1 protein-coding gene (cut by both window edges) is annotated in these 21,607 nt (G+C 68.3%); it reads left to right on the forward strand.

All 21,607 nt of this window come from inside a single coding sequence — locus OHB12_RS33240, LacI family DNA-binding transcriptional regulator, on the forward strand. Of the gene's 109,764 coding nucleotides, 19,861 precede the window and 68,296 follow it; the stretch shown corresponds to coding positions 19,862-41,468 (codon 6,621, partial, through codon 13,823, partial); the first codon wholly inside the window starts at position 3. Both codon boundaries (start and stop) fall beyond the window edges.

The following is a 21,607-nucleotide window of genomic DNA, read 5'->3' on the forward strand; positions in this document are numbered from 1 at the left end:
CCCACCATGAGAGGGCGGGAATCCGACTCGGGCTCAGTGACCCGGCGTTCGGCATCGTTCCGGCGACGCTGGGGCCCGGTGAGCTGAGACGACTGGAGCGGTTGCACCAGAGGGTGGGCGGTCCGGAGCTTGCCTCGGCGATCGAGGATGTCAAGCTCTACCTGGACACCGAGACGCTGGCAGGCGCCGTCGAGACGTTGCGGGCGCAGTACCTGTTGGCGCGAGGTCAATCGGACGCCGCGATGCGCTCGATTTCCGCCCATCAGGAATCGGTGCGCACGCTCTATCCGGAAGGTGAACTGCAGTTCGCTACCGGTCTGGCCGACCTGCAGGCGCAACTGCAGCAGTTGTATCGCGGCGAGGGGCAAACCAAGTCGCTGAACCCGTACCGGGCAGCGCTGGAAGACCTGGGGAAGGCAGTCGCAGACGCGCGCGGCTACCAGTTGCGCATCGACCGTATCGAACGCGCCGCTGCCCGGCTCGAACAACTGGTCGGCGAACGTGTGCGGCTTGCTGGACTGGATCTGCCGCAGAGTGAATGGCCCAGGCGCGAACGGCAATTGGTGCGTATCGACCGGGAGCTCTACGACGGGTTGGTCGCGGCGGTGCACGACTTGGATGCTCCGCCGAAGCTGGTGCAGAGCCCGGGGCTGGAGATGGACATGCATCTGCATGGCCTCTATCGACCCGGCCAATGCGTGCCGGACACCGCTCGCGACGCCTGGGCGCATGTGGGTGGCCCAATACCGGAAACCTTGCGGGACCCGGAAACCGGGCAGGATCACGAGGCCCCCGCCAACGGTGTTCGCGGCCGAGAGATACAGGGACGGGTCAAGGCGGGCTGGCACATACCCGGGTTCGGCAACCTGAAGAAGCTGCGCAAGTTCGTGAAGGACAACGGTGGCGCGGTGATCGCGGTGCTGTTTTTCGAAGGGATCACCAAACCCGACCAGGTCGGCGGGCACGCGATCGGCGTGAAGCTGGTCGGGGACCGGGTGGTGGTCCACGAATACGGCGAAGACATCGACTTCGACGAATGGCTGAAAACCCGGGCGCCCAAGGGAATTGCTCGGGTGGAGGGCATGTGGCTGAAACCGGGTGTGAACGGCCGCCCTGGGCAGGCCGGACACCCGGTGACCAGCGACGCCGAGTCGTTGGCAGTAGCTGGGCTCGACTACCTGGATGTTCGCATCGCCGGTCGGCTGCCGGACGACGGGCAGGGTGCGATCTGGCGGGACGACGGCGATTTCGCCTGGCTGACGCCGGGCACGGTGGCGGCGGGCCGGGGGGCCGAGGCCGAGGCCGTCTTCAACGGTGATGTGCTGGTGGACGGGACGCGGCGGGTGCGGGTGCGCGTCGACGGGGTGGAGACGGCACCGAACACGCTGACGTTCGCATTGCGCCTGGATCTCGGCGACGGTGCCGAGGCGCTGGTTGTGCTGGAGCTGCGTCACACCATTGGGCACACCCTCGTCCGCTACCGCATGGTAGACCCGGGCACCGCAGCCGGGCGTGCGGTCACGGCGTTCGAGGTACTCCACGAGAAGCTCACCGGCTGGCTGGCAGGCCCGCAGAGCAGCTGGCATCCGGACAGCGCGGAGGCGCCGATGCGGCCGCGCGCGGATTCCGACGCCGCGCCGGAATTCGAGTCGCCACGGGAACTGCGCAGGCAATTCGCCGTCCCGGCCACCGGGGATGTCGACGAACGCTTCCTCAGCGATATCCACCGCTGGTTGCGGCAGGAGATGCTGGGCTGGTCGGTGTGGCACGTCGACGATGTCATGGCCGAGCTCGCGGGCGCGATGCGCGGCATGGCGTTCGACAACGCCGGCCGGGACATCGGTGTCGCGCTGCGGATCGACAACGGCAGGCTGCGGATATCACTGACCGACAGCAACCCCGAGCGCGGCTACGCGCCCGCCCTCGACCCGGCACGCGAGGCGGCGAAACACTTCCGCGGCGGGGCGTATCGCGATCTGGACACCGGTGGCCGGGAAGTCCGGCTCGAGTTCACGCCCGGCTCGCGGGCGCTGGTGCCGGTGGCGCGCAGCGTGTTGGGCGCGGCCGGGATGGAGAGCGTGGCGCAGCTGTCGCAGTCCAGCCGTGACCAGGCACAGACGGTCAAGGTGACGCGCAGCCGCGCCAGAGTGGCCGTCGCGCTGTGGCAGGCGGTCGACGCGGTCGACGCTCCCGAGGTGAAGCAGGATCTGCTGCGGCTGCATCCGGAACTGGGCGGGATGATCGGTGCCCTGCCGCCGACAGAAGTCGCCGGGCAGGTGAAACAGCAGCTGCGGAAAGAGTCCTCGGAGCGGGAGCGGGTCTACAGCCCGGAGAACCAGCGGGTGCGGGACCGGTTGGACTTCGTCGAGACGAGGATCGTCGATGCCGCGGAGCTGTCGGTCCGGCAGATGGTGCATGACATGCCGGTGCATGTGGTGTCCGGAACGCATGTGCCGGATCCCGGTTCGGCGCAGAGCCGCAGGTGGCACGGCGGGCGTTTCCAGCTGCGCATGACGGTCGGCGACATCGACAAAGCGGACACGGTGATCTGGTACCAGCCCGGCACGGTGTCCGATTCCGACGGCGTCTCGAACTCCACCCGGGACGCGGTGCGGTATCTGCGCGAGCAACAGCAGGGCAAGCCGCCGGGCAGCGTCGCGATGGTGCTGCTGGTCGACTACGACTTCGCGCCTGCCGACGGCACCGCGAAGGGCGACCGGATCGCGCGGCAGCAGGTCCGTGCCCGGATCGACGCCGACAACCTGGCAGCGCAGGTCGTCACGGCGACCGCGGGCCGCACCACCCGGCTGGACGCGGCACCGCCGGACGTGGTGTTGGTCGGGCGCGGCACCGGCAGCGCCGCGGTCACCTTCGCCGCCCGGATCCCGGGAATAGACCGGGAGCACGCCCGCATCGATGTCGAGCAGCCGCAGGCCCAGCCGCGCCGCCCCCGGGTCGTGCTGCCCGGGATGGTGGGGTCGATGTGGCTCGACGACGGTGTCTCCACCGAATCCTCGCCGCCGCAGCAGATGCTGGCGCAGCGCGGGGTGAACGCCGACGAAGTCTTCCCAGGCATCGGCACGGTGGATGGCGAGGAATTCCGGGTCGGGGTCACCGATGTGCAGACCACCCGCGCCGGGGTGGCGATCGGACTGGGTATCGAGTTCGGCGGCGCGCAGGTCCAGGTCGCGGTGGAGCTGGCAACCGGTCCGGACGGCCGTCGGGTCGTTGCCCACTACCACCAGGCCGAGCTGGACGGACAGCAGCAACGGTTCGAACCGGTGCTGCGGCGAGTGCACGAGCGGATCACTGCCTGGCTGGCGCAATCCGACGCGGCCTGGGCCGACGAGCATGCTGCCGCCCCGACCCAAGACCTCGATCGCAGCGACGGGTCGCAGGCACGGTTCGACGGATCGGATGGCCAGGTGGCCCGCTTCACCATGCGGGGCACCGACGTCGAGCATATCCAGGTCGGTGCCGAGGTGTGGGGGTGGCTGATCGAGCAGATGCGCGGTTGGCCGATAGATTACTCCGACCAGGCTCTGACTTCGTTCGACAAGGCAGTCGCCGCGCTGCGCCGGACGCACGGCGGGCAGATCGACGTCGAGTTGCAGGTGACCGCCGACGGGGTGCGGATCGCGGTGTCCGACAAAGGCACCGGGCTGTTGCCCACGCCGGAGCGCGAGAAGGTCGGCTCGCAGTGGTACCGCTCCGGGGTGACGCGCACCGCCGATGGCCGCACCGTCTGGGTCCAATTGACCACACCGGCACCGGAACTCGTCCCGCTGGTGCGCGCGACGCTGGACACAGTCGAGGAGCAGTCGCTGGATGGGCTGCTCGAGCCGTGGGTGAACCGGCAGCCGATGGATGCCGACACCGCCGCCGATCTCGGCCGCACCGTGATGGGCCTGTGGCGCTCCGCGGAACGGGCGGGGCTGACGACGCAGCTGTTGGACCAGTACCCGCAGCTGTCCGGGATGATCGGGGTGGTGCCGGACAGCACGTTGCACGAGCGGGTCGGGTCCGCACTGACGGTGCAGCTGAATCGGATCCAGCTGGTGCCTGTCGCGCAGCGGAGTCCGCGGCAGCGGCGAGAGTTGGCGAAACTGCAACGGGCCGAAGAGGCGGTGGGGCTTCTGCTGGAACTCACCGAGCAGGCGACGGTGGGGATCGCCGGGCCGGTGCGGGTGCTGTCGGGTGAGCTGCTGGCGGATCGCGACGGCGACGGGAACGAGCTACCGGCAGGTGGCCGTTATCAGATCCGGATCGCGATCGGCGACGTGTCCGACGCCGACCCCCTGATCCACTTCCACGCAGGCACGGTGTCCGACCCCGATGGGATCGGGAACACCGCGCAGGATGCGGCTGCGGTGCTGCTGAACCAGCAACAGCGGCGGCAGCAGGGCGAGACCGGCACGATGGCGATGGTCCTGACCGTCGACTGCGACCTCGCCGCGGTCGACGAACCAGCCGGGGAATGGGCGGCGATGCTGGACGCCAGGGAGGGCTACGACGCGCAGACCCAGGCACGGCAGGCCGCGTTGGCGAACGGGGTGTTCGAAGTCCGCACGGGCAGGCCGCGGGCCAAGACGGTGTTGGTCGGGCGCCGTGGCGGTGCCGCCGTGGCGGCAGGCGCGGCTCAGCTGCCGGGGATGGACGCGGTGCACCACTACGAAGTCGATGCGTCGCCGCAGTGGGGCCCGACGGTGCAACCCGAGCAGCCCGCGCTCAACCGCGCGCAGCAGGCCGTGGTGGACCGGCTGGTCTTGGCGTTGCGCGACTTGCCGGCAGAACCCACTGTCTGGCAGGTCATCTCGGTGCTGGAGGAGACCGGGAGCAGCCCGCGGGACCTGGTGGAGGTGGCCCGGTCCTATCCGGACCTGGTTGCGAAGCTGCCCGGTGCCCCGCTGCGGGCGCGGCATCTGGCCACCCTGCCGGAGTATCTCGCCGAGCAGCACGTCATCGAGCAGGCGCTGGAACAGTATGCGCAGAACGGCTTCGCGCAGCCGGAGACCACCTTCCGGGCCCGGGAGCGGGCCGACATCGAGTGGGCGTGGCGGCGGTTCTATCGCACCGTCGACCGGTTGCCGGGTTCGCCCGCGGTGGCGGTATTGCACCGGGACGGCGAGGTCGCTGCCTTCGGCGATCTCGACGAAGCCACCGAACTGGAAATCTACGTCATCCTGAACAGCGGTGTCGGATACGGCGACAGCGACATATCGTTGGACCGGGCGCTGCAACTCAGCGCGGAGCACTACCAGGCGTCCTATCTGCAAGCGGCGTCCGATTCGTTGCGATCGGGGCAGCGGCTGGCCGGGTTGATGTGCCGCGCAACGAGTCTGCGGCAGGTGATCGATGCGGTCACCCCGGTGTTCGAAGCCCAGGCTGTGCGGGCCGTGCAGTCGGGCACGTCCGATCCCTTCGCCGCCCTCAGGGTGGGCAGTGGCATGGTCCGCACCGGCGCGGATCGGAATCTCCTCGACGAGGAACTGATGAATGCGGCGGTGCGCGCGGAACGCCGGCGCGTTGCCGTCGCGACCGGGATGCGGGTGCCCGCCGAACAGGCCGGGTTGGATTGGCAGAAGCTGCTGCACCCGGGCCCGGAGCGCGACGAATCCGGACAGCGTGTGTGGACCGCGCGCGACGAACTCCGACAGCGCCTGAGCGACGCGCGCACCGAGGTCGCCCGGCTGATGGCCGCCGACCTGCTTGCCGAGGGGGAGATCGCCGCGCAGGAGATGTCGGCGGAAACACAGCGGCTGTCCCAGGTGCTGACCGACCGGTTGTCGGCCGGGCAGGAACTGGAAGACCTGTACGACGACCTCTCCTGGCACGCGGATTCGGAGAAACGCGACGCCTACATCGAATTCCTCCGCTACCACCAGCTGCAGGCGCAGCTCACGGAGTACGTCCGCTATGACGAGCGGGTCGAGGCACTGATCACGGTGGACGAGGGGTTGCGTGCGGCACAGCTGCGCGCGGCCCGGGACGAGGACACCGGAGACGACCGCGACCGGCTCGCCTCGGACGCTACGGAACTGGGCGAACTGGCACTGCGGCTGTTGACCGCGGAAATGGGCATGGAGGGTCGGCCCCGCGAGGAAGCCGCGCTGCTGGAAGAACTCGGGCTTCCCCCGGATTCGGTGCGACACAGTCGTCGGGGCATGGCCGAGCTGGCCGGGCAGCAGCGCGAAGCCGAGCTGAAGTACCTCGTCGAAGGCGACCAGGAGGCGCAGCGGAAAGCCGCGAAACTGCAGCAAGTGTTGGACCTCGCCAAGCGGGAAGTCCACACGAACCTGTTGCACAGTCTGTTCGACAACCGGCTGGCCGACCTGGCCCGCCTGGCGGAACAACGGCCACCCGCTCCAGGTCAGATGGGGCCGAATCTGCGCGCGCTGCTCGTGCAGTCCGACTCGTTGGTCGGGCCGCTGCAGATGATGCAGCAGGAACGTCCAACGCGACCGACGGTGCACCCGTACCAGCTGAAAACCCCGGAGGATGTGGTTCCCTGGCGGGATCATCGCGCGGACCTCGGTGCGCAGATCGCCGGCTGGCTCGGCATGGACCCCGCGGAGCTGACCCCGAGCCGGGTCGCGGCGACCGAACCCGACGCCGACCTGACCGTGCTGCTGCGACAGCGTGGGCACGGCACAGCCGACCTGGACGCGGTTGCCGAGCTGCGCTGGCTGGACAGCTTCCTCGCGCAGGTCACGCGACACCGCGGCGTGCTCGACCGGACGAGCAACCTGAGGAAGCTGTCCGAGAAGTTGCGGGACGGGCAGCGTCGGCTGGTGCAGCTCAAACAGCAGTTCTCCACCGAGCGGGCCGAGTTCGTCAAGTACTCATCCGGCGATGCGGAATACCTGAGCTGGGGCCCGGATATCCCTGACCGGCTGCACCAGCGGCTGGCCGCGAACCCGCCCACCGAGCACGGCCAGGAATGGCGACAGCGCCAGTTGCGCCAGATGATCGGGATCGTCGAGGAGCACCACCGGCTGCAACAGCAGTTCCGGACGGTGGTCGAGCAGGCTCGGCGGCTGGACGAGGTGGTCGGGCAGCGCGACGATGTCGACCCGGCAGCCGAACTCGACGGGATCGACCGGGAACTGGCCCGGATCACCGCGTTACCGCTCGACACGAACCCGGGTACCAGGGTCGAACCGGCGGCCACTCACACCGACGGGATCAAGGATGCGGCGCCGCCGCAGCGGCCGCCGATTCCGACCGACGTCGAGGAGCTCTTCAGCGGGGAACTGGGGTGGGTCGGACCGCTGGGCGACGGGCAGGCGGTGAATCTGCACGGCGGGGTGCCGAAAATCTGTGCCGCCGATTCGATGTGGTTCCTCTCGACCGTCCTCGGGGTGCAGGACATCGACCTGCCGTCGCTGTTCGACAGCGCGATCCAGGCCGGCGGCATGATGCCCACCGACATCGCGCGGCGGCTGAAGGCGAAGTGGCACGAGGGCGGCTTCCACGATCTCGCGGAGATGCGCCAGCGCGCGGCCAACGGCGAGATCGTGTTCGGCACGGTCACCTACGGAGATCTCGGCGCGCATGCGTTCGTGCTGTACCGCAGACCTGACGGCACGGTGTGGGTGCACGAACGCAAAGGCCACGAGATCGTCGACGTGCCGTTCACCCAGTGGAGCACACCGTCCGGGCAGTTCCACGGCATCGTCTTTGAGCCAGGGCCGCCCCCGAGCCCCGAGCACCGGCTGGAGCCGGGCGATTCGCCGGGCGAGCCGGTGCGCGACATGCCCGCGATGGCGGTGTCCGGCGCCCCGCCACCGGATCCCGCGAAGTCGGCCGAGCGGCGCAGGCTGGTGGCTGCCGGGCTGGAAAAGGCCGGGCTGCTGGATGTGGGACAGCTGGTCGTTTCCCCTGCGGCCCCGCCTGCCGATGTGCGGGAGAAAGCCCTGCTGGCCACTACGTTCTGGCAGCGGATGACCGATGCCGAGCGCGCGGCGTTCCAGGACGAGTACCCGCGGATCTTCGCCGCGCTGGACACCGTGCCGAGTGCCTGGCTGGACCGGCACAACCAGGACCGGCTGGACCGGGAATACGACGGGCTTGCGCTGCGGGTGCCTGCGCTGAACGACGACGAGCTGGCGCGCTACCAGGAGCTGTTCGCGATCCGGTCGGCTTGGGAAGCGGCTCGCGATGCGGCAGCCCCCGCAGGGCTGCCGGTCTTCCTGCTGTCGTTCCCGGAGAAAGACAGCACCACCCCTGGTGAGGTGGTCTTGCAGGTCGGGGACCGACAGCTGTTCGCGCAGCACGAGATCCGACTGCTTCCCGGGCAGCTGGACGGTGCCGACGAGCTGCCTGCGGCGGCGCGGGAAGCCGCCGAGTTCGCGCGCGCCGAACACGGGCCCGAGCGCCCGACCGCGACGCAGGTGACGCTGCGCTACGGCGACGCCGCGCCCGACACCGCCGCGGCCGCCGCCGCTCTGGTGCGCCGGACCAGTGCCGACGATGCGGTGCGCGCGGGCGCGGTCACCGTGGAGGTTGTCGCCGACGGCGACGGTCGCGAGGTCTGGGACGCTGCCGCGGACCAGCTGCTCGGCAATGGCGTCGACACGGTGCGGTCGGCCGACGCGCAGCCGGGCCGACCGGATTCCGGCGATATGGCGTCAGCGGAATCGGCACCGGAAGTCGTTCGCGCGTCGGGACTGCGGCGGCTGGCGCGGTATCTGGCTGCCGGGCAGCAGCAGACGGCGCCTGTCGAGGTGAAGCCGCCGGTGGTCGAGCCCTGGCTCGGCATCGATGTGGACACGCTGCGCCGCGCCGGGTTGGTGGACACCCGCGCGACCCTCGACGATTTCTTCTCGGCCGAGGCGCTGGCCGGCCAGGCGGACAAAACCGGGCGTTCGGCGCAACTGGAGTGGCTGCAGCGGGCTGTTTACCAGGTGCAGGAGCGGGTCTACCACGACCTGGTGTCCGACGAAGACTTCGGGCGTCTGCAGCGGGAACTGGAGCTTCTGCGCAACTGGGCCGCGAAGATCAACAACGACGAGATGCTGCTGCGGCTCGAAGACGACGAAGCGGCCGCCACTCGGGTGCACAGCAGTCTGCAGGAAAACTACGACGGCTTCGACGAGCACCTGGAGCAGGTGCTGCGGACCGTGGCCGAGCTGGGTGTGCGCAGCGAGGAGAGCATCGAGCCGACGGTCCGGGCCGGTACCGGGCTGACCGAGCTGGCAGTGTCGGATGCGGGGCGCTACACCGAGTTGCGGGCGAGCCGACAGCTGAACGGCCGGTACTACACTGCTGGGAAGCAGATCGCCGAGGACCTGAATTCCGCGGTCCGCCGGCGTCCCGAAGCGGCTCGGGAGCTGGCACGGATGCTGGGGATTCCGGCCGAGCAGCTGACCAAGGAACAGGTTGTGCGCGTGGCCGGGCGGCTGCGGCGGCACGGCGATCTGCCCGCCCGGGTCGATGCCGCCCGTCGGCTGCAGGAGCTGGACGAGCGCATCGACATCCTGCGCGAGCTCGCCGACCTGTCCGCCCGGCTCACCAGCCTCGGCGGCTTGGAGGCCGCGCTGAGCCAGACGCAGGCGCGCCGGGAAGTGGTGCGCCTGTTGGAGTTGCAGCGCGCGATCGACGGCGACGCCGCCGCGGCAGCGGAACTCGCGCACCGGCTCGAGCAGCTGACCCGGCGCCTGGCCACCCTGCAGGAGCTGGCCGCCCGGTTCGACACCATCGCGGGCGAGCGGGCGCGGGTGCAGCGCGACCACGACACCGCCACCCGCGCCATCATCAGATCCCTGGCAGTGACGGAAGATTCCTGGGTTGCCGTGGAAGCCGGTCGCACCGCCAAAGCCCGTACGGCGTACGAGCAGGCCAGGGACGCGGTGGCGACGCTGCTCGGCGAGGAGGTCTTCGCCGAGGCCGGATTGTCGGCCGCGGACCTGACCCCGGATCAGGTATTGGAGCTGGCCGGGCCGCAACTGTTCGGAAACCCGGAATTCTTCGACCGGACAGCGGCTTTCAGCAGCTGGAAGCAGGTGCTCGACGCTTCGGTCGCGGCCGACACCGCAACCGCCCAACTTGCCCGCATCGATCGGGCGCTGACCGCGGACTTCGGCGATCAGCTTGCCCTGCGGCTGCGAGAAAACCGGCCCGCCGACATCACAGCCGGTCAGATGCCGGACACCGGACTGCGAGCGCATCTGAGTGGTGAGCAGCCGAAGGTCTGCCTGCAGCAGGCCACTGCCGTCGCCTACGCCGGGACCGGCGAGCGGCCCCCGGACAAGGCCAGGACCACGGCTGCGAGCACGAACGGTGTCGACGGGCACGAAGCCCCGGAAGTCGTCGGATCCGATTGGGAACCGAACGGTTTGACGTTCAGCTCGATATACGAGCTGGCTATGGCCGGGAATACGGTGGTCGCCGTGGTCGGCCTGCGCGGGCTGACCAGATCCGACGAGGTCGGCGCGCACGCCATCTGTGTGAAACGGGTCGGCAATCGAGTCGTGGTGATCGACCCGCCCGCGGATGCCGAGATCGATCCGGATGTCGCCGTGGACGAGGGCGTCGACTTCGCCGAGTGGATGGAGGCCAACGCTGCCGACATCGACAGCATGGCCGGGATGGTGTTGCACGACGGCATCCCGACCCGCCCGCTCGGCCCGGGCGGCAAGTCGCGGGCGATCGCGGGATTGGACTTCAAGAATGTCCGCGTCGGCGCGCGCCGCCGCAGCCTGCCGATCCCCGGCTATGTCCAGCCGCGCCCGGCGCTGCCGCGCATCGACCCCGCCTACACCGTCGAGCACACCTATGTGGCCAGAAGCGCTTGGTCGGATCTGCTGCGCAGAGTGAACAACACCCTCGCCGCCGAGATCGATGGCCGCCAGTTCGACGTGGCCGAGCCGCTGGACCGGCCCCGGCTGCAGCGGGTGCGACGGCTGGAGTTGATCGAGGAGCTCTGGAACGCCGACGATTTCGCGTCCGATCGGGGTTGGATCCTGCATACCCTGGCCGGTGATCTGTCCGTCCAGGATCTGCCGGACGCCTTGGCTGACCAGGTCAACCGGATGCGGTTGACGCAGGAACGCACCCGATTGCGCACCGCCGAGCCGACCGCGGGGAACGCCGCGCGACTGGCGGAACTGGACCTGTGGGCGAACCGGCTGGCCGTCGCCGAGCGCTGGGCCGCGCAGCTCCCCGGACACCCCCCGGTGCGTTTGCCGACCTTCCCTGGGCCGGGGCAGGCGGGCAGTCCGATGCTGGTGGTCGGGGATGTGCGCACCGCCGACGAAATCTCCGTGCAGGTCGCCACCGGCCCGGTGCGCGCGGAGACCGCGGTGGCGCACGACGGTGCGCCGGTCGCGGACCCGGACCTGGTGCGCACCATGAACGCGATGTCCGCCGCACCGGCGCGGTCGCGTGCGGTGGTGTTGAGCTACCCGGCGGATGCCTCCACCCTGGTCGCCCAGGTTTCCGGGCTGATCACCACCCGTTCGGCGCAGGCCGCACCGCTGCCGCGGGTCGTGGAACTCGTCGGCCGCGACCGCGACCAGCGGACCGAGACGCTCGCCCGCAGTGCGAAGCAGATGTTCGACGCGACCGGCAACACCCTGCTGTCCTCCTCGGTGCGCGTCGCCAGCGTCGACCCCGGTGCCAAAGCGACGCTCCCACAGGCGAACCTGCGCAACGATCCGATGGGCGCGATCCTCACCGCCGTGGAGTGGACCGGGTTGCGCGGGATCGGGCAGATGCTGCTGCCTGCCGACGCGGACCTCGATGCGGTGCGGGCGTGGGCGGTGACCAACGACGCGATCTGGCGCAGCCTGCCGCCGTATATCCACGACCTGCTGTTCGAGCACTACCCGCACGTCCTGGCCGAGGCTCCCGGGCTGCCCACCTCGGTCAGCGACATCGCAGGCCAGCTGGTCCTGGTCGAGCAGAGCCTTTCCAGGCGCACCGATGTGGCCGACGACCAGGCCGCCGCGCACGGGAACATCCACCGGTTGGTGCTGCAGGCGGGTGCCCGCGGCCTGCCGGTGCAGCGGCTGGACCACCGCGTCGACGGGGAAGTCCAAGAGTTGACCGTGGCGATCGGCGACCTGGACCACGCACGGCGGGTGCACTGGATGGTCGTCGAAGACCGGGATCTGGCCGTGGCGATGGACCTGGACGATGTCTTCGCCGAGGTCGACGACGGCGAGACCGCCATCGTGGTCGTCGCCCGCGGGGTCGTTGGCAGTCTGGTGCCGGTGGCGCAGCGGGCCCAGTCGGACGGCATAGTGCTGACGCGCAGGCTGGTGGCCTACAACGCGGTGCGCCGGGCTCAGGACCCGTATGGTCGGCGGCCGGAAAATCACGTCGGTGATTCGGTTCTCCACTCCGACATAAGCCTTGACCTGGACCCGGATACCGGGGTCGGCGCCGAGATCGACTCGATGACCGTCCGCAACGACCAGTCCTGGTTCGCGAACCCGGACCGGGAGATCCGGCACATGCTCGCCGAATTGCACCGCAGCCGCGCGGAACTGCGCACTGCTGTCGCGGCACTGGCCGTCGAACTGAGGATCGACGAAGCGCTGGGCGAGCTCGACCCGGCAGACTTGGCGTTCGACCGGTTGCTGGTGACGCTGCAGCGGTTGTCGGACCAGGCGGGCGGCGCAGTGGACCAGGCCACCCTGCTCGGCCTGTTCGAGCGGGCGACTCGGCTGGCGGAGGTGAACGCCCGGATCCTCGGGCTGGAACGGCACCTGGCCGGCGAGCGTGGACCGGACCACTGGAACCGGTCGCAGCCGGTCGCGGCCCGGGAACTGGTGTCGGTCTATACCCGTCGCCAGGCTCGGGCAGCGGCCTTGCTGGAAGCGGTCGAAGACCTGGCGCAGCGAGTCTCCCGGGAGAACCCGAGCCGGGTGCGGGCTCTTCCGCTGCGCTACCGGCTGGACCTGCCGCTGCACCTGGACGACGCCGACCCGCAACGGATCTCGTATCTCCTGTCGATTATTGCGGCAGACGTGGTCGGGCGACCGAATGCCGAGCGGGTCCTGGCCCGGATCACCGAATTGGTGCAGCTGCTGCCGCAGTTGGCAGTCATGGACGCGGAAATCGCCTTCCTGCAACGTCAGGCGAACCTGCCCGCGGTCACCACGCTGACCGACGCGCTGGACCGGACCCTGCGCGAACTGCACAACGCGCAGCGTGATCTCGCCGAATTCGGCGAACCCGATCAGCTCGCCCAGCCGCGTGCGCTGCGCTGGGCGCGCACCGAACGCGGCAGGCTGTTCCGGGAGTTGGCCGGCGAGTTCACCGCCCGGTTCCGGGGAACCTCCGCCGAGATGACCTCCGCCGAGATGACCTCCGCCGAGATGGCCTCCGCCGAGATGACCGTTGCCGCGATCATGGCACGGGTCGAACTACTTCCGCCGACCGACAGCCTGCGCCGGACAGCGGAGCGCTACCTGGCCCAGTACCGGCGGACCGCGGCGGTCGAGAACTTCGCCCAGATCGACAGCCGCTACCGGTGGCTGCTCGCTCAGGCACAGGCACTGGGCACCCACGCCCGCGACGGCGACGACGTGCGGGTGCAGGCGGTGCTGGACGACGTCACCGTCCGGTTCGAAGCGGTGCCGGCGACCACTGTGCCGGAAACGGCGGCCACCGGCGGGGACAGTCGGGCCGCAAGCCAGACCCCCGGACTTGCGGGCGAGGTGCACAACCAGTGTGCGGAGGTGGTCAACGACCTGGTGGCGTTCCGGCAGCGGCGCGGCAAGCTGCCGCAGGGATGGCCGAGGCTCACCATGGCACCGGGGCTGGCCGGGGCGCTGCAGTCCGACGTCGCCGACGTCGCCGATGCCGACTGGCAGGAGCTGTCCGCATCCCTGGAAGCCATTGTCCGGCAGGTGAAACGACACGGCGGCGCGATCGCGGCCGCGCTGCGCTGGCACCACAACAGCCGCGCAGGCGAGCACATGATCGAGGTGGAAAACGAAGACGGCCTGCTGATCCTGCACGAATATGTCGACGGCGTAAAGCACACCCACCGCGGCGACCAGGAAGTGCGGCAATGGCTGCGGGACAAGCGGCAGCTGCGCATCCTACGGATCCGCGGCATCGTCGTCGACGCCGAGGGGAACGCGGCGATTCCGTTCGTGAAAAACGAACGCCTCGTGGCCGACGGTGCAGCACCGGAGGGCTTCCTGGGGAACATGCCCCGTGACGACCAGCACTACGCCGGGCGAGACGCTCAGAACCGGGCGGATCTGGAAATTCTGCTGGATAACCCCCCGAACCCGGCCAGGGAATCCGAGCTGGAAGACGTCGCTGCCGCCACCCGCAGCCTGACCAGGGCAGCTGAGCATGCCGGTGTCGCTCCGGCCCGGTTGGTGGACTTCGACAATTCCAGCGAGTTCCTCCGCATCCACCGAGGCCAGGATGCCCAGGGACGAGTGATCTTCCAGATCGGTGTGGACCCGGCCGTGGCGGACCGGGTGATCGGTTACGTGGTCGACACCGTGCACCGACCGGAGCAGATCGATGCCGTGCTGCGTACTGCCGCCGAGTTCGCCGGCTTCGAATCCCTCACCGGGGACGGTACGGTATCGGTCCTCGTCGTCCACCGGAACGCCCCAGACAGCGCCGCGTACCCGCAGGCCGATCACACCGTCGATCTGGTGGCCGGTGATGCCAACGCTTTGATCAAGGAACTCACCGGGATTCAGGAGGCTCATCCGGCGGCCAGGATGGAGCTGGTCGGCATCGGCGACGGGGTCGAGGTTGTCCGCGCCGTCCGCGCCGTGCTGGGCAACCGGATCGCTGCCGTGCAGGAAGAACCCGAGGATCGCTACGCTCAGCCGTTCTTCACAGTGCCGGAACATGTTCCGCTGGAGGAAGGACAACACGACCAGCTGGCCCGGCTGCGCGCGCTGTTCGCAGCGCGGGATCTCACCGCGATCGACATCGCCGGGATCTGGCAGCGGCTGTCGTATGCCGAGCAAGAGCTGTTGGTGCAGCATGCCGGCGACCTGCTCGCCGAGCTGGACAGCATCAGTGAAGCTGGCCGCGCCGACGCTATCGGCCTCTGGTTGGCCGCTCTGCTGCAGGATCCACAGGCGGATCTGCCGCGGGTGCGGGCCTTCGTCGCGGAAATGTCCCGGCTGGCGCGACAGATCGAAGCGGTCTGGGACGCGGATCCGCTCGACATGCCGATGGTGGTCCGCGCGCTGGCGGTGCCGACCGGAGACGACTCCTTCACCGACCGGTCACTGGTGCTGTTCGGAGACGCGGGACACCGGGCCGAGATCACTGTCTACGTCACCGCGGGCGAACCGACCCCTGGCTTGCTGCGCACCGGTGTGGACAAGGCATTCGCCGAGTTCGAAACCCGGCTCGCCGACGGTGGGGTCGGCGGGCAGGCGTTCGCGGTCTGGCAGGGAGTGGGGGCGGGGCAGCTGGCCGCCGACCTGAACCGGATGCGGGAACCCGGCACCAGGATCCGCATCGTCACCCCCCCCGGCACGGACGGGTTCGTGCAACGGGCATTGAACACGGCAGTGCTGAGCGAGTCCGGTGCCGAGTTCGTGTGGGAGCCGAACACGGCGGAATCCGAGCGCGCTGCAACGGACGCGGCCTTCCAAGCACTGATGGCCCGGGAGTTCACCGATACCGACAGCGCTCCCGGGCAACCCGGCGAACTGGCCGCGATGCGGGCCGAGCTGCGGCGCAGAATCGCCGACCGCCAACACCAGGACAACCTCACCGCGCTGGCCCGTGAGCTGAATAGTTTTGCTGCAGAAATGGATTCACCACGGAAAGCCGAACTGCAAGCGGTGGAACGGGTCTGGAATCAGATCGGCTTGCGGACCGGTGACCAAGGTGTCGGGCTGGTTCGATTGCTCAGATTCGACCGGGAAGACCGGGCGGGCGACCGGGGTCGGATGGTGTTCGAGTTCGGAAATGGGGCCGAGGCGGACACCGTGCTCGGGTATGTCGCCGAAACCGCAACCGACCTGGCACTGTTGCTGGAGCAGCCGGACAAGATCATCGACCTGATCGGTGCCGACATCCGCAACGGCACGGTCGCGGTGCTCGTCATGCTGCGCAGCGATCCGGATCAGTCCCCGCGCGGCCGGGCGCCGCACCAGCTCGACCTCGACGCAGCCGACGCGGATGTGCTGGTGCAGGAGCTGAACGACCTGCGTGTCACCCGTTCGAGTAGCGGCACCCTGCCGCAGATCGAACTCGCTGGCAGCGGCGACGGTTTCGCAGTGGTCGAGTTCGTGGCCGAGTGGCTCGGGGATGCCGTGGTGGACACGTTCGAGGTGCCCAACCGGCAAGACACCATGCCGGAGGTGTTCGCCCCGAACCAGTTCGCACCGTTGATTCCGCAATGGCAACAACGGGCAGAGGCAGTGCGCGGTGGGTTCGCACCGGATCTGGACCCGGTCACCGCGCTCCAGTTGTGGCAGCGCTATGCGGTGCGCGACCGGGGGCTGCTCTGTGTCGCGATGCCCGATTTCGTGGCGAACCTGAAAGGACTGGCCGGACCGGAGCGGGCCCTCGCGGTGATGCACGCAGTGGCGGCACGGCTGCGCAACCCGGAGACCGATCCGGTGGAAGCCGCTCGCCTGCGGGCTTTCACCGCCGAATTGGAGCGCGCCCGCCGCCGCATGGGGGAGCGATGGGACTCCTCTTCGCCGGAGACGCCGTTGGCGCTGCCGGTGCAGCAGGGACCGCAGGCTCGCTCGTTCGTGGCGATCGGCCGCGTGGAAAACGCCGAAGAGATCACGGTGTTCGTCACCGCGACCGAACCGACCCCGGAAGCGCTGCGGACCGGACTGCACGAGGTGTACCGCCACCTCGTCGACGAAGGTTTGATGTACGGACAGCAGACGAACCTGTTGTGGCAGGGCGCCGACCCGCAGCAGTTGGCCCACGACCTTACAGGTCTGGCCATGGCCCGCCCCGATCTGCGGATCCGGGTAGTGACCCGGGAAGACGCCGACCGGGAACTTCTGGTCCCGGCACTGGCAGACAACCAGGTGGAGTTACACCGGCTGCAGTTCACCCCCGACTCGACGGTCGCAGGCCGGCTGGAACAGCGCCTCGCGGATGGGCGCGAAGAGTCGGATGGGGTGCGGCTGCCGGATATCCGCTCCGGTGTGTTCGTCTTCGGTGACCAGGAGCCCCTCCGACAGGTGCTGGCGCTGCTGCCCGCAAACCTGGATGCGGTCAGGGAACGAGCAGAAACGTTGTGGCGGGATCTGTTCGGTAATGCGACGGATATCGACGCGGAATCCTTCGCCGCCACATGGCGCACGCTCAGCAGCGAGCAGCGCTGGCTGCTCACCGAAGGTGTGCCGGACCAGCTCGGCCAGCAGCCCGGTGCGCCGGCACGGTGGCGCGACCGCGCCAACCGAATGCTGCTGACCCAGCGCATCGACGAGCTGCAGCAGCAGCAGTGGTACGGCGGCTACCTCGGCATCGACGAGCAGACCGAACTGACGCAGCTGCACAAGTGGTACTACGCGTTGCAGCGCGCCGAAGCGAAAGCCACCACCGTGCCCGGCCACCCCCCGGTGCACCTGCTGGCGGTGGGGTCGACGGACAACGGTCGGCCGGGGCGGTTGATCATCGCGTTCAACGACGTGGACAAGGCGAGCCGGATCCAGACCACCATCGCGGGTTGGACGTGGAACCGATACCTGGACCAGGGCATCGACCGCGCCGCATCAGATTTCGATCCGAGCGGGACCGGGGCATCGATTGCCTACTTCGCATCGGAGGATCTAGATCCGGCAACCGGGCTGTCGTCGGCAATCGACCCGGTAGCGGTGGCGGCCGTCGAACTGCTCACCGACCTGGAAGACCTGCTGGCGGTGCAGCGTACGTACCGGACGGGTGCGCTGGGCCTGCCTATGGCCACCGTCGAGGTGAACGCGAACTCGACCGGGGCCCGCATCCACGGCACTGCCTGGAACCGGGCAGGCGTGCTCCCGGACGACGTGGTCGTCGCCTGGGGACCGACCATGCCGGAGATCGTCGGCGACGGCACACTCGGGTATCAGCTGCCGGACACCGAGTCCCTGGTGCTGCTGGACCAGCTGCTCGAAGGCGAGGACGCCAACTGCACCACCGACACCGCCTACGCTCAACACGAGCAGTGGCCGGACCTGGGCCTGCCCGTGCCGAAGGAGGTCGGCACCTCCGGTCGCACCCCGCAGGAATACGCGGAATTGGTTCAACTCGGTTGGTCGGAAACAGAATTCGCCACCGACGACGAATCGACCGCGCACGACAAGATCGACGACGAACTACGCGCGATGGGCATCGGCGCGTGGGCCTTCGTGGTCGACGAACACGCTCACTTCGACCGGAACAAGCCGGACGCTGTCGGCGCGCACACCCACATCCGGTTCGTCGACACCGACGGCAAGGTGAAAGTCCGCGATCGCAAGCCACAGCAGGCCCAACGCCATACCCGGCACCGCCCGAACACCATCGAGATCCGTGAGGCCGTCCGCGGACAGGAGATGGAAGGCGTCCTGCGCACTTACGCCGCCTTCCGCCGTGCCGACGGCACCGCGGTCGTCGAGTACCGCGAAGCCACCGCGAACCCGCCGGGTGAAGGGCAGCGCGTCAATATCGGGCGGCAGTCGAATCCGCCTGCGGTAGAAGCTGACTTGGCGGCGGCCGGAGACGGTGACCCAGCGGCGTTCGCCAGGTTGCGGGACCGATTCGGGGCAATCATCTTCCGCGAATTGGCGGGCGCGCGACCGGATCGCCGGCTGGTTCCATTGGTGCAGCAGATCAACGTCGAGCTGTTCGAGCACGCCGAACAAGAGCGGTGGCCGGTCCCGGAGGGGATGGATGTCAGGCAGTGGTTGCGTGATGAGGCCCGCCGCATAGCAGAGCGTGTCAAGTTCGAGCGCGTCCGCACCGGAATGCTGGCCGCTTTGCACGAGCGTGGGATCCCGGAGTCGAACCCCGCCTACCAGGTCCTGGAACAGGCGGGCAGTGCCGTGTTGCAGCGGCAGTTCGACTCGATGACCACTGCGCATCAGGAATGGCTGTCGGACCGGTTCTGGCTCGGAAAGGGACGTGCCGAAGTAGCGGAGAACGAGCTGCTTTCCGATTTGTCGGAAGAAGAAGTCGCGAACTACGAGAACCGAATCGTGGACCGGCTGCTCCGCAACGTTACCGCGGACTTGGCCCTGCCGGAGTCGGAGTACGAACGCGGAACCCCCATGCTGCGACTGGGGGTGGACACGATGCCCCAGGTCGGTACACCGGAATATGCGGAGTTGCTCGCGGCGGTCGAACGCCGGCTGCCGAAATTTGTGCGTCACGCGATTGCCGGTGATCTGAATGCATTGGTCGCGGCTATCGATTCGCTGGGTACTGAACTGCGAAGAAAATTCGCCGAGTTCGAGTATCTGCACGGTGGTCGGGTTTCGCCACTCGCGGACAAGGCCCGTGCGCTGGGTATCGAATACAATTCGGCCAGTTCTCTGAGTGATGTGGTTCCGCGGAGTCTGGCATCGTTGTCGACACGGAATTCGCTGTTGCGACTGGGGGAGGATGAGATTCCGGCGGTGGGGTCGCCGGAGTATGCGACGCTGGTGAAGTCGGTTCAACGGGTATTGCCGAAGTCGTTGCGGGATGCAATGGCCGGCGACCTGAATGCGTTTGTCGCTGCCATCGAATCGCTCGGCACGGATGAGCGGAAGTTGTTCGCCGAGTGGGAATACCTCCGCGGTGGGCACGCTTTGGACGCCCCGGAATTGGCTCGGTTCATCGGCTCGGAGGGGAAGTCGGTCGGTCGGCTTCGCCAGAGCGTGCCTGCGGCGTTGTATGCGTTGTTGACGCGGGGTTCGGTGTTCCGGTTGGGGGTGGATGAGGTTCCGGTGGTGGGTTCGCCGGAGTATGCGCATTTGATGGCTGCGGTGCAGGAGGATGTGCCGGAGTCGGTGCGGGATGCGATGGCTGGTGATCTGAACGCGTTCATCGCCGCGATCGACTCGCTCGGGACACCGCTGCGCAGGAGCTTCGCCGAGCTCGAATACTTCCACGGCGGACGGGCCCTGCCGACCCCGGAGATGGCCCGGCTCATGGGGGTCGAAATTTCGACCGTCAGAACCATGCGCCAGAGCGTGCCTGCGGCGTTGTATGCGTTGTTGACGCGGGGTTCGGTGTTCCGGTTGGGGGTGGATGAGGTTCCGGTGGTGGGTTCGCCGGAGTATGCGGATCTGGTGGCTGCGGTGCAGGAGGATGTGCCGGAGTCGGTGCGGGATGCGATGGCTGGTGATCTGAACGCGTTCCTCGCGGCCATCGAATCGCTGAGCACCGAGCAGCGGCGCCTCTTCGCGGCCATGGAGTACTTCCAGGGTGGACACGAGCTGGGTAGTGCGGAGCTGGCCCGGCTCATGGGCCTCGAAATGAACACGGTCAGTGCCCTGCGCAGATACGTTCCACAGGCATTGACGGCGTGGCTCTCGCGTGGCCCGGTGTTCCGGTTGGGGGTGGATGAGGTTCCGGTGGCGGATTCGCCGGAGTATGCGGATCTGGTGACGGTCGTGGAAGAGCGGTTGCCGCTGTCCGTTCGGGATGCGATGGCCGGTGACCTGAACGCGTTGATCGATGCCGTCGAATCGCTGGGAACCGAAGAGCGCAGAATTTTCGCCGAGTACGAGTACTTCCACGGCGGGAACGTGTTGCCCGATGCCGAGCTGGCCGGACTCATGGGTATCGAGATCCGTGCGGTTCATGGTTTGCGTCAGGCTGTGCCCGCAGCGTTGGCTGTGCTGCTGACGCGAGGTGAGGGGTTCCGGTTGGGGGTGGACGAGGTTCCACCCGCCGGCTCACCCGCATACGTGAATATGCTTGCCGTGGTCGAGGGGAACGTGTCGGAATCGCTGCGCGAGGCGATAGCCGGCGATCTGCACGCGTTCATCAACGCCGTCGAATTGCTGAGCACCCAACAGCGCAGAACGTTCGCCGAGCTCGAATACTTCCACGAACAAAAACTTCCGGCTCCGGAACTGGCGCGCATGCTCGGTGCCGAATTCAATACGATCAGAAAGCTTCGCGGTTTCATCCCGGAAGTGCTGGAGGCCTGGCTGACTCGTGGCCCTGTGTTCCGGCCGGGAGTAGACGATCTTTCCGCACTGGACGTGTCGGAGTATGCGGAATTGGTAGCGGCGGTCGAAGACCGGCTCCCGGTGTCGTTGCGAAACGTGCTGGACGGCGATCTCACCGCGCTGCTGGATGCGATCGCGGCACTGCCGACCGAGCGGCATCGTCGGCTGGCGGAGCTGGTGTACCTGCAGGGATTGGGTGGACTTCCCGAGTCGGAGTTCCGGGCTGCCGCGGCGATGCCGCGAGACGCCATCCGGAAATTGCAGAGAGAAGTGCCGGAATTGCTGTACGCCGCATTGGCGTCGCGAACTGCGGAGCAGGATTCCGATCTTTCGCAACCACAGTCCTGGTCGGACTCGACACAACATCCGATCCCGGAAGGATCGCTGCCTTTCGAGCAGCTGCGGTCGTTGCTCATCGAGCTCGCCGATCTGCTCGGTATCGAACCCGAACAGCTGAATCAAGGTGCAGTGCGCTGGGCGGCTGCCGCGGTCGAGACACAGCTGCGGAATTC

The organism is Nocardia sp. NBC_01730, assembly GCF_035920445.1.
Lineage (GTDB): Bacteria > Actinomycetota > Actinomycetes > Mycobacteriales > Mycobacteriaceae > Nocardia.